Raw genomic sequence first — 11,213 nt, forward strand, 5'->3', positions numbered from 1 at the left:
ATTCGAATGAATCGGAAAACGGCGAAACCCGCAGGCCTGCGCCACGCGGGTTTCTCTAACGCTAGAAGCGAATCGGACAATGTGCCCGCCAACCGGGGCTGGCGGGCTGCACGGCTTACATCCAGCCGCGTTCCTTGTAGTAACGCACGGCGCCTTCATGCAGCGGCGCGGTCAGACCAACCTTGATCATGTCGGTTTCCTTCAGGTCAGCGAATGCCGGGTGCAGACGCTTGAAACGGTCGATGTTGTCGAACACCGACTTGACCAGTTGGTAGACCACTTCCGGGTCAGCCTTGGCGCTGGTGGACAGCACGGCCTTGCCGCCGATGGACGGAGTCGGCTGGTCGTTACCCTTGTACAGGCCACCAGGGATGTCCGCCTTGGTGTAGTAGGTCTTCTCGGCCAGCAGCTTGTCGATCTCAGCGCCGGTTACCGGTACCAGAACGGCGTCGGTGGTGGTGGTGGCTTCCTGAATCGCACCGTTGGGATGACCGACGAAGTAGGTCATGGCGTCAATGTTGTTGTCACCCAGCGCGCTGGCCTGCTCGGCCGGCTTCAGCTCGGCGGCCAGGGCGAAGGCGGAACGATCCCAACCTTTGACGGCCATGATCTCTTCCAGGGTGTCACGCTGACCGGAACCCGGGTTGCCGATGTTGACGCGCTTGCCCTTGAGGTCATCGAAGCTTTTGATGTTGGCATCGCGGCGAGACAGGATGGTGAACACCTCGCTCTGCAGCGAGAACACCGCGCGGATGTCCTCCATCGGGCCTTCGGCCTCGAACGGCGCCGCACCTTTGAGTGCCTTGAACTGGTGGTCGGACTGCATGATGCCGAAGTTGAATTCGCCGCTGCGAATGCCATTCACGTTGGCCACGCCACCGCCACTGGCCGGTGCGTTGCACTTGATGCCGTGCTCAGCCGAGCCACGGTTGAGGAAACGGCAGATGGACTGGCCAGCGACGTAATAGACGCCGGTCTGACCGCCGGTGCCGATGGTGACGAACTTCTCGTCAGCCTGTGCCATACCACCGAGGGTGGTGCCTGCGAGTACGGCAGACAGAGCCCATGCCAAGGATTTGCCTTTCATGGGAAATCTCCTTTTTCTGTTTTTGTGGAGCCGACCTGCACCTCGTGGGCACAGGACGGGAACCGTGAAGTCTAACCGCTCAAGACGAGAATGCACCCCTGATGCGGCCAACGGCTGGTAACCGCTTGTGTAAGGCGGCCCTGCGCTGCTAGCTAAAACCGCTCTGCAATGGGCTTTTCAGCCGTTCGACTTGGTGCCCAAGGCACAAAACCGTACAGTGGACGGCCCGCAACGAGGAGACTCCCCATGAGCCGATTGGCCTCCATCAAGCTCTCCACCCTCGACCTGGCGCCGATTCGCGACGATGGCAACGCCGCTCAGGCCCTGCACAATTCGCTGGCGTTGGCCCAGCATGTAGAGCGCCTCGGTTTCGAGCGTTTCTGGGTGGCCGAGCACCACAACATGGACGGCATTGCCAGCTCCGCTACCGCCGTGCTGCTCGGCTATCTGGCTGCCGGCACCTCGAAAATCCGCCTGGGTTCAGGCGGTGTGATGCTGCCCAACCACGCCCCGTTGGTGATCGCTGAGCAGTTCGGCACCCTCGCGACCCTCTACCCCGGACGGATCGAACTAGGCCTGGGCCGTGCGCCGGGCGCCGATCAGTACACCGCCCATGCCCTGCGCCGCAGCCGCGATGGCAGCGCCGAGGACTTCCCCAATGATGTCGAAGAGCTGCAGGCCTACCTCGGCCCACGGCAGGAAGGCCAGCGGGTGATCGCCATGCCCGGCACAGGCACCGAAGTGCCGATCTGGCTGCTTGGCTCCAGCCTGTTCAGTGCCCAGCTCGCCGGCATGAAGGGCCTTCCCTATGCCTTCGCCTCGCACTTCGCCCCGCGCTACCTGCACGAGGCGGTGCGCACCTACCGCAACCACTTCCGTCCGTCAGCCGTGCTCGACAAACCCTATGTGATGCTCGGCGTGCCGCTGCTGGCAGCCGACAGCGACGAGCAGGCGCAGTACCTGGCTACTTCGGCCTTCCAGCGCATCCTCGCATTGATCCGTGGCCAGAGCCTGGTACAACGCAAGCCAGTAGCGAGTATGGAAGGCCTGTGGCTGCCGCATGAGCGCCAGGCGGTCAGCGAGTTCCTCGGCCTGGCCGCCATCGGCGGGCCGCAGACCGTGCGCAGCCGTCTGGAACAGCTGCTGGAGCAGACCGAAGCGGACGAGCTGATATTCACCTGCGACATGTACGATTTCGCCGACCGCCTACACGCCTTCGACATTCTCGCCGAGCTGCAAAACGCCTAAACCGTCGAACTTGTGCGCGCCAGCGCCCTCTCAATGCACAAGGGCCGCCAGCCGGGCGGCCCGCCATCAAGCAATGGGAGAACGCGCATGAAGAAGACAGCATCGGCCCACTGGCAAGGCGGCATCAAGGACGGCAAGGGCACCATCTCCACCCAGAGCGGCGCCCTCAAGGACAATCCTTACGGCTTCAACACACGCTTCGAGAACGCCCCCGGCACCAATCCCGAGGAGCTGATCGGCGCGGCTCACGCAGGCTGCTTCTCCATGGCCCTGTCGAAGGAACTGGGCGAGGCCGGCATGACCGCCGAAAGCATCGACACCAAGGCCGAAGTGACCCTGGACAAGGTCGAAGGCGGCTTCGAAATCAGCGCCGTGCACCTGTCACTGCAGGCGAAAATTCCCGGCGCCGACCGCGCTGCCTTCGAGCAGGCCGTGGAAACCGCCAAGACCGGCTGCCCGGTCTCCAAGCTACTCAACGCCAAGATCACCCTGGAAGTCGTGCTCGACAGCTGAATCGATAGCGGCGGCGCGTGACTCAGATCGCCGTGCCGCAGCGCTCCACTTCACCCCGCGCCAGCACGTTGCGCTGTTCATCGTAGAGCCAGGCCTGCGCCTTCATCAGCCACGGCCGGGCTTCGATGCGATAACGCTGGCCGGGGGCGAAATCCTTGTAATGCAGGGTGATCTCGCAGGTCATCCGCAGCGGCTCGCTCTGCATGCCCAAGGTGGCGCCGCTGCGTACCTCGAACTGGAAACGCGTCTGCAATTCATGCTCGCCAGGGGTGACCTGGAAGTAGCGACCATCCGGCCAGCGCTTGTCATCCAGGCGGTCGGCCATCAGCAAGGTATCGGCGGTGGAATACAGCTCGACCCAGGCCTGCTGCGGGTCGGGTTTGGGCAGGGGCGAAGCGCAGGCAGTGAGCACCATCAGGGCAGGAGCGAATAGCAGGGCGCGCATGGCGACCTCCGATCAGGGTTCAGACACCAGCCTACACCGGGAGGCCGGCGAAACCGAGACGAAGCACGCAAAAGACGATGCGCGAGCCGAGCGGATCGGCTAGCGTGAGTGCATGCCTGACGTCTCCCCTATCGACTTCCTGCGCCGCCTGGCGGTTCCCCTGCTGGCCCTGCTGTTATGCGGCTGCTCGACCCTGGATTATTACGCCCATCTCGGCCAGGGCCAGTGGCAACTGCTGCATGCGCGCGAACCTGTCGAGCGCCTGCTCGCCGACCCTGCCACCGACCCGAAGCTGGCCCAACGCCTGCGCCTGTCGCAAACCGCACGGGACTTCGCCAGCGCCCACCTGCACCTGCCGGACAACCGCAGCTATCGCCTCTACGCCGACCTGCATCGACCCTTCGTGGTCTGGAACGTCTTCGCCACCCCGGAGTTCTCCCTCGACCCCAAGCTGCACTGCTTCCCGATCGCCGGCTGCGTCGCCTATCGCGGCTACTACCAGCAAGGGCGGGCACGAGGCGCGGCGGCGCTATTGCGTCAACAGGGCCTGGATACCTATATCGGCGGCGTGGAAGCCTATTCCACGCTGGGCTGGTTCGACGACCCGCTGCTCAGCAGCATGCTGCGCTGGAACGACGAGCGCCTGGTGGCGGTGATCTTCCATGAGCTGGCACACCAGCAGTACTACCTGGCCGGCGACACCGCCTTCAACGAATCCTTCGCCACCTTCGTCGAGCGCGAGGGGCTGCGTCAGTGGCATGTGGCGCGAGGTGAAACACCTCCGGCCAGCGATGATCGCCAGCGCCAGCAGTTCGTCGAGCTGGTACTGGCCAGCCGCGAGCGCTTGCGCCAACTCTATGCCAGTGGCCTGCCAGAACAGGACATGCGCGCGGCCAAGCGGGCCGAATTCGAGCGCCTGCGCCGTGACTATCGGGCGCTGCGTCAGCGTGAATGGGGCGGCCAGGGCCGTTATGACGCCTGGATCGACAGCCCGCTGAACAACGCCAAGCTGCTGCCCTTTGGCCTGTACGACCAGTGGGTGCCGGCTTTTGCTGCGTTGTTCGAGAAGCACGGACGGGATTGGAACGCGTTCTACGCTGCCGTGACGCAGCTTGGTCGGCTCCCGGACGCAGATCGTCAGGCCAGGTTGGAAAGCCTGCTGCAAAACGACTAGAACTGCTGGGCAAATTGCCAGTCCAACCTACTCAGGTTTCGCCCAACACCGGAGGTACAAGCGATGCAACGACTGATCCCCGCCCTGGCCCTGATGCTACTCGCCGGTAGCGCGCTGGCCGCGACCAAACCCTGCGAAGAACTCAAGCAGGAAATCGAAGTGAAGATCCAGGCCAACAACGTCCCCAGCTACACCCTGGAGATCGTGTCCAAAGACGAAGTCACCGACCAGAGCATGGTGGTCGGCAGCTGCGAAGGCGGCAGCAAAAAGATCGTCTACCAGAAGAACGACTGAAACCCGCCACCTGTCGGAGGGGCTTTAGCCGCGACAAAAGCTCGCCGCTGAAGCGCCTCCCACAAGGCTTATCTCCCCGCGCCTACAGCGCCTTCAACCGGCCAACGCCCGGTGCAAATCCGCCAGCGTTTCGAAGTGATAGGCCGGCGCCTCGCCGAGCAACTCCTCGCGGCTGCCAAAGCCATAGCCCACCGCCACCGCCTGCAAACCGTTGCTGCGCGCACCAATCAGATCGTGCTTGCGGTCACCGATCATCAAGGTCGCCTCGGGCGCCAGCCCTTCTGATTCCAGCAGATGCGCCAGCAGCTCCACCTTGTTGGTGCGCGTGCCGTCCAGCTCGCTGCCGTAGATCCGCGTGAAGTAACGGTCGAAGCCGAAGTGCCGGGCGATCTCCGCGGCGAATACCGTCGGCTTGCTGGTGGCGATATACAGCGTGCGACCCTGCGCCTGCAGCGCGTCGAGCAAGGCCGGCACGCCCTCGAACACGCGATTCTCATACAGCCCGGTCACGCGGAAACGCTCGCGGTAGTGATTGACCGCCTGCCACCCCGTGGCCTCGTCCAGCCCGTAGGTGCTCATGAAGCACTGCAGCAAGGGCGGGCCGATGAAGTGCTCCAGCGCAGTCAGATCCGGCTCGTCGATACCCAGCTTGGCCAAGGCGTACTGCACCGAGCGAGTGATGCCCTCACGCGGATCGGTGAGCGTGCCATCGAGGTCGAAAAGGAGGGTGGAATGCTGCATGACGGGCGCCTATTCGTAACCGGAACGGTCGCGCAGGATACCCGCCTTTGCCACCTGCTTCACGCTCAGGCGGCCTGCGCCCGATAAGCCCAACGCAGCCCCAGGCGCGTGAACGGCCAGAGCAGCACCAGTTGCAGCACGGCGAACAGCCCCAGCAACACGAGGCTACCGGCGAAGCCAAACCAAAGCGTGGCCAGCACGATGATCGCGCCCGGCACGGCGCTGCCGAACCACAGGGCAAAGGTGATCAGACAAGCCAGCGCCAGCCGCCCACCGTTGAAGCCCCGCACTTGCACCGGTAACGCCGAACGCGCCGCGAAGAATGTCACCAGCATGAACAAGCCGGTGCTGACCAGAGCACTCAGCAATGACCAGCCATCGGCCAGCTCGCTCGTCAGCATGCCCCCGAACAGACGCACCACCAGCGCATTCAACTGCAAGCTGATCACCACCAGACCCAAGGCGAAACACCAGGCCAGGGTCATCGCCGATACCCGCAGGGCAGCCTCTGCCGGCCTGGCTTTACCACGAAACAGATGCAGCACCAGCCATAACGTCAACAGCGCCTCGACGGCGAAACGAACCAGGCCGACCAGCCACCATAGAGCGTCACTGAGCAGGCGTCCGGCACCGTAAGAGCCGGTTTTCTCGTACAGCCACATATATAGAACGCTCAGGGCATAACCCAAAGCCCAGGAAACCAGGAGCCAGGCCAAACCATAGGCCAGCATCAGCAACGCCGGTTGCGGGTAGCCCGCCAAGCCCTGCTGCTCCAGGTAGATCGATGTCACCCAATACGCGGCCAACGTCGACAGCAGCAGATGTCCCAGCCAGAACGGTGCCATCTGGCGCAACAGGTCGGCGTAATCGAGGTCGTCGTATAGAGACCAGGTGACCAGCGTGCTGGCGATGCCGATCAGCCATACCAGCGCGGCGACCCATGTGAACTGACGGGGCAACGCGGGCCACTCACGCAAACCGGGGGTCGTCGCCATTGTCGGCAAAGGTTCGAAGGGATTGGCTTGGCTCATGGGCACTCCTTGTCGAGGTTCAGATCCGTCGAGAACGCGAGAGTACCGACCCTCCCGGCAGGGCAATAGTTCGAAATGGCAGAACTGTGGACTACGACCAGGCAGCAGGCGACACCTGAAGACTATATGAAGCGCTGTAGGGTGTACTCGCGAAGCAGTACGCCGTATGGGTACCCATATGGTGGAGGTAATAGGGAGGGTTTATTCCCTGAAGGGCATGGTACAAACCATTGGCATGGGCCGGCGGGCTGTTCGCTTCGCTCCTGAGCCCGCCCTACGGTGTACTGCGTCGATGTTCGGCGCCAGGCTACTCATCGGCGCGGTTTTTCGCCCCTTCAATCCAGCAAGCTACGATACATCACATGGCAATCCACCCACCCATGCCGGGCATGGCGGTAGGCCTTGGGCAGGGTGCCGACGATAACGAAGCCGTGCTTCTGCCACAGCGCCACGGCCACCGTATTGGTGGCCACCACACTGTTGAATTGCATGGCGCTGAAACCCAGTTCGCGCGCCACTTCCAGCGAATGGGCGCAGAGCCGGCTGGCGATGCCGCGACCGCGCGCAGCCGGGGCGGTCATATAGCCGCAGTTGCACACATGGTCGCCCGGCCCGGCGGCATTGGCCTTGATGTAGTAGGTGCCGAGAATCTGCCCGTCCTGCTCGGCGACGAAGGTGGCGCGTGGCAGTTCTACCCAGGTTTTCCAAGCCGTTTCACGATCCATGTGCGGATCGAAGGCGTAGGTTTCCTGCGCCTGTACCACGCCTTCGATGATCGGCCAGACCTGGTCGAAATCTGCAGCCTCGATGGGGCGAATGATCAGTGTGTCGCTCATTGGTCGTAACCCTCGGCCAGGTGCTGATCCTTGAGTTTCACGTAGTTGCCGGCGGTGTAGCTGAAGAAGTTGCGCTCCTTGTCGGTCAGCGGGCGCGCCTGTTTCACCGGGCTGCCGAGGTACAGGTAGCCGCTCTCCAGGCGCTTGCCCGGCGGCACCAGGCTGCCGGCGCCAATGATCACTTCATCCTCGACCACCGCGCCGTCCATGACGATGCTGCCCATGCCGACCAGGATGCGATTGCCCAGGGTGCAGCCATGCAGGGTGACCTTGTGCCCGACGGTCACTTCGTCACCGATGATCAGGGGGAAGCCGTCCGGGTTGAACGGCCCGGCATGGGTGATGTGCAGCACGCTGCCGTCCTGCACGCTGGTGCGCGCGCCGATGCGGATGCGGTGCATGTCGCCACGGATCACCGTCAGCGGCCAGACCGAGCTGTCCTCGCCCAGCTCGACGTCGCCGATGACCACGGCGGAAGCGTCGACGAAGACGCGCGCGCCCAGTTGCGGGAGGTGTTGCTGGTATTTGCGAATCGCCACGATAGAGGCTCCTGGGCTGCGGGAAAGCTTGATTGTAATTAAGATGGCCCCCATATCGACTGCAATCGCCCCGGTATTTGCCGGCTGTTGCCCTCCTTCCTTCGCCACAGGTGCCTCGTCGTGACCGCGAACAATCCACTGCTGCAAGACTTCGACCTGCCGCCCTATTCGCAGATCAAACCGGAACACGTCGAACCCGCCGTCGACCAGATCCTGGCCGACAGCCGCGCCGCCATCGCCAAGCTGCTCGAACAACAGCAGGCCAATCCGAGCTGGGACGGCCTGGTGCTGGCGCTGGACGAACTAGGCGCGCGCCTGGGCCGTGCCTGGAGCCCGGTGAGCCACCTCAATGCGGTATGCAACAGCCCTGAACTGCGCGCGGCCTATGAGGCCTGCCTGCCCAAACTGTCGGAATACTGGACGGAAATGGGCCAGAACAAACCGCTGTTCGACGCCTATGACGCGCTGGCCAAGAGCCCGGCAGCCGAAGGCTTCGACGTGGCGCAGAAGACCATCCTCGAGCACGCCCTGCGTGACTTCCGCCTGAGCGGTATCGACCTGCCGGTCGAGCAGCAGAAGCGCTACGGCGAAATCCAGATGCGCCTGTCCGAGCTGACCAGCAAATTCTCCAACCAGTTGCTCGACGCGACCCAGGCGTGGACCAAGCACATCAGCGACGAAGCAAGCCTGAACGGCCTGACCGACTCGGCCAAGGCGCAGATGAAACAGGCCGCCCAAGCCAAGAGCCTGGACGGCTGGCTGATCACTCTGGAGTTCCCCAGCTACTACGCGGTGATGACCTACGCCGACGACCGCGCCCTGCGCGAAGAGGTGTACGCCGCCTACTGCACCCGCGCCTCCGACCAGGGGCCGAACGCCGGGCAGAACGACAACGGCCCGCTGATGAGCGAGATTCTCGACCTGCGCCAGGAACTGGCGCGCCTGCTCGGCTTCGCCAACTACAGCGAACTGAGCCTGGCCAGCAAGATGGCCGAATCCACCGACCAGGTGCTGAGCTTCCTGCGTGACCTGGCGGTGCGCAGCAAGCCCTTCGCCGAGCAGGACCTGGCCGAGCTGAAAGCCTTCGCCGCCGAGCAAGGCCTGGATGACCTGCAAAGCTGGGACGTCGGCTACTACAGCGAACGCCTGCGCCAGCAGCGCTACAGCATCTCCCAGGAAGAAGTACGCGCCTGGTTCCCGGTGGACAAGGTGCTCACCGGCCTGTTCGCCATCGTGCAGAAGCTCTACGGCATCGAGATCCGCGAGCTGAAAGACTTCGACACCTGGCACCCGGACGTACGCCTGTTCGAGATCCAGGAGAACGGCCAGCACGTCGGCCGCTTCTTCTTCGACCTCTACGCCCGCGCCAACAAGCGCGGCGGCGCCTGGATGGACGGCGCGCGCGACAAGCGCCGCGACGCCAATGGCAAGCTGATCGCCCCGGTAGCCAACTTGGTGTGCAACTTCACCCCGCCAGTCGGCGGCAAGCCGGCGCTGCTGACCCACGACGAGGCCACCACCCTGTTCCACGAATTCGGCCATGGCCTGCACCACCTGCTGACCCGCGTCGAGCATGCCGGCGCCTCGGGCATCAATGGAGTCGCGTGGGATGCCGTCGAATTACCAAGCCAGTTCATGGAGAACTGGTGCTGGGAGCCGGAAGGCCTGGCACTGATCTCCGGCCACTATGAAAGCGGTGAGGCGCTGCCGCAGGCCATGCTGGACAAGATGCTGGCGGCGAAGAACTTCCAGTCCGGCCTGATGATGGTGCGCCAGCTGGAGTTCTCTCTGTTCGACTTCGAGCTGCACGCCACCCACGGCGACGGTCGCAGCGTGCTGGATGTGATCGAGGCGATCCGCAGCGAGGTGTCGGTGCTGCGTCCGCCGGCCTACAACCGCTTCGCCAACGGCTTCGCGCATATCTTCGCCGGCGGCTATGCGGCGGGTTACTACAGCTACAAGTGGGCAGAAGTGCTCAGCGCCGATGCCTTCTCCAAGTTCGAGGAAGAAGGCGTGCTCAACCCGGAAACGGGCCGCGCCTTCCGCGAAGCCGTGCTGGCCCGCGGCGGCTCGCAGGCACCGATGGTGCTGTTCGTCGACTTCCGTGGCCGCGAACCGAGCATCGACGCCCTGCTGCGCCACCTCGGCCTGAGCCAGGAGGCCGCATGAGCGAAATCACTCCCAAGCGCTTTATCGCCGGTGCCGTGTGCCCGGCGTGCAGCGAAACCGACAGCATCAAGATGTGGAACGTCGACGGTGTGCCACACCGCGAATGCGTCAAATGCGGCTACGCCGACACCCTTGATGCCAATGGCAATTCGGTGCCCAAGGAATTGCCGACTCGGGTCAACGTCAGTGGCCTGAAGCCCAAGGTGGCCAATCCGAATGTGCAGGCGGTGCAGTTCTTTCCCAATCCGAAGCTGAAGAAGCCCAAGGAATAAGGCGTGTGGCATCTGGTCTGCGGCGATAATGCGGTCGCTGGGGTAACCCACGTCATTGGCGAGGCGGTTGCCGCTACGGCCTTGCGCGTGCTGCGCGACGATCTGGCGGTCGGCCCGCTGGCGGACGTGGACACCACATGCGCCGCTCGCGCAGCCTTCTGGAGCGCGGTCTGGCCACAAACGGTGACGCCCGTGCCGGACTTCGCCACGGATCTGGCCGAGGATGCGCGCTGGCTTGCCCTGTTGGCGCAGCAGAGTCGCCCCGTCACCGTCTGGCATGGCGATAGCTGCAGTGAACAACTGCTGCTGGCGCGTGTGGCGCATGCTCTGCAAGGCAGTCCCATCGAGCTGTGGGAAGTGCCTTGCGGCAGCGGCGATAGCCGGGTCGAGCAGCGCATGGCGGTGGCAATGCACAGACCCGAGGCACTGGCGCAAGTCGCCACGCCGCGCCTAGTCGATGTCCAGCGCAAGGCAACACTCGCAGCGCAGTGGCAGACGCTACTGGCCGATCCACAACCCGTGCGGCGTTGGCAGGCCGGCGTTTTCAACAGCGAGGACTATCAAGCGGTCGATCGCATCCTGCTGGAACATGCAGGCGAGCAACAACAGCCACTGGCCCGCCTGATGGCCGAGGTCATGGCACGCAGCGATGGCTTCTTCGCCACCGATTACTTCGTCTTCTGGCGCGCCCGCGAGCTGGCTGCCGCAGGTCAATTACGACTCAGCGGCGAGCCCGGCGAACATGGCTATGGTGGACTGCAAGTAAGCCTGAGCACCGGTCGCTAAACAGGTCTGTTGGCGCCGCATAAGTAGATACTGTTATTTGACGCAAGCGACATGGAGTTCGGGGTCGAACTTTCGCCC

13 protein-coding genes are annotated in these 11,213 nt (G+C 63.7%); 7 read left to right on the forward strand and 6 right to left on the reverse strand.

Annotated features, from left to right (window positions below; all coding sequences use genetic code 11):
* Positions 1-115 precede the first annotated feature (115 nt).
* On the reverse strand, positions 116-1,087 hold the full coding sequence (locus ACODS1_RS23060; protein WP_322981896.1) for a TAXI family TRAP transporter solute-binding subunit: 972 nt from the start codon (positions 1,085-1,087) through the stop codon (positions 116-118).
* 246 nt (positions 1,088-1,333) lie between these two features.
* Between ACODS1_RS23060 and ACODS1_RS23065 the strand changes: the two genes are divergently transcribed.
* Together ACODS1_RS23065 and ACODS1_RS23070 are read left to right on the forward strand one after the other, a co-directional pair.
* Positions 1,334-2,335 carry an LLM class flavin-dependent oxidoreductase gene (locus ACODS1_RS23065; RefSeq protein WP_489087472.1) on the forward strand — a complete coding sequence of 334 codons (1,002 nt, stop codon included), beginning with the start codon at positions 1,334-1,336 and terminating at the stop codon, positions 2,333-2,335.
* A gap of 87 nt (positions 2,336-2,422) precedes the next feature.
* On the forward strand, positions 2,423-2,848 hold the full coding sequence (locus ACODS1_RS23070; protein ID WP_489087473.1) for an OsmC family protein: 426 nt from the start codon (positions 2,423-2,425) through the stop codon (positions 2,846-2,848).
* A gap of 22 nt (positions 2,849-2,870) precedes the next feature.
* Here the strand turns inward: ACODS1_RS23070 and ACODS1_RS23075 are convergent, their stop codons facing one another.
* On the reverse strand, positions 2,871-3,293 hold the full coding sequence (locus ACODS1_RS23075) for a PA0061/PA0062 family lipoprotein (protein WP_322981898.1): 423 nt from the start codon (positions 3,291-3,293) through the stop codon (positions 2,871-2,873).
* A gap of 112 nt (positions 3,294-3,405) precedes the next feature.
* On the opposite strand from ACODS1_RS23075, the gene ACODS1_RS23080 reads away from it, so the two are divergent.
* Both ACODS1_RS23080 and ACODS1_RS23085 read left to right on the forward strand, forming a co-directional pair.
* On the forward strand, positions 3,406-4,467 hold the full coding sequence (locus ACODS1_RS23080; RefSeq protein WP_489087474.1) for an aminopeptidase: 1,062 nt from the start codon (positions 3,406-3,408) through the stop codon (positions 4,465-4,467).
* Positions 4,468-4,530: 63 nt separating this feature from the next.
* Positions 4,531-4,761 (forward strand): DUF1161 domain-containing protein, encoded by a 231-nt coding sequence (locus ACODS1_RS23085; protein ID WP_489087475.1) that lies wholly within the window; start codon positions 4,531-4,533, stop codon positions 4,759-4,761.
* A 93-nt stretch (positions 4,762-4,854) separates the two neighbouring features.
* Here ACODS1_RS23085 and ACODS1_RS23090 read toward each other — a convergent pair whose 3' ends face one another.
* From ACODS1_RS23090 to ACODS1_RS23105, 4 genes are all read right to left on the reverse strand, one after another.
* Positions 4,855-5,502: an HAD family hydrolase gene (locus tag ACODS1_RS23090; protein ID WP_489087476.1), complete on the reverse strand. Its 648-nt coding sequence runs from the start codon at positions 5,500-5,502 to the stop codon at positions 4,855-4,857.
* A 65-nt stretch (positions 5,503-5,567) separates the two neighbouring features.
* Entirely contained in the window at positions 5,568-6,533 is a 966-nt protein-coding gene (locus tag ACODS1_RS23095; protein WP_489087477.1) for a hypothetical protein, read from the reverse strand.
* Positions 6,534-6,868: 335 nt separating this feature from the next.
* A complete protein-coding gene (locus ACODS1_RS23100) occupies positions 6,869-7,369 on the reverse strand; it encodes a GNAT family N-acetyltransferase (RefSeq protein ID WP_489087478.1) in 501 nt (166 codons plus the stop codon).
* On the reverse strand, positions 7,366-7,908 hold the full coding sequence (locus ACODS1_RS23105; protein WP_489087479.1) for a gamma carbonic anhydrase family protein: 543 nt from the start codon (positions 7,906-7,908) through the stop codon (positions 7,366-7,368). The genes ACODS1_RS23100 and ACODS1_RS23105 overlap by 4 nt, the downstream gene beginning before the upstream one ends.
* A 120-nt stretch (positions 7,909-8,028) precedes the next feature.
* Between ACODS1_RS23105 and prlC the strand changes: the two genes are divergently transcribed.
* The 3 genes from prlC to ACODS1_RS23120 are packed head-to-tail and all read left to right on the forward strand — an operon-like array spanning position 8,029 to position 11,135.
* On the forward strand, positions 8,029-10,077 hold the full coding sequence (gene prlC, locus ACODS1_RS23110) for an oligopeptidase A (RefSeq protein ID WP_489087480.1): 2,049 nt from the start codon (positions 8,029-8,031) through the stop codon (positions 10,075-10,077).
* Positions 10,074-10,349, forward strand: coding sequence for a YheV family putative zinc ribbon protein (locus ACODS1_RS23115; RefSeq protein WP_489087481.1), 276 nt, complete (start codon positions 10,074-10,076; stop codon positions 10,347-10,349). Before prlC ends, ACODS1_RS23115 begins: the two co-directional genes overlap by 4 nt.
* Before the next feature lie 3 nt (positions 10,350-10,352).
* Positions 10,353-11,135, forward strand: coding sequence for a DUF1835 domain-containing protein (locus ACODS1_RS23120; RefSeq protein ID WP_489087482.1), 783 nt, complete (start codon positions 10,353-10,355; stop codon positions 11,133-11,135).
* Positions 11,136-11,213: the final 78 nt, after the last annotated feature.

Source organism: Pseudomonas sp. FG29 (assembly GCF_057809355.1).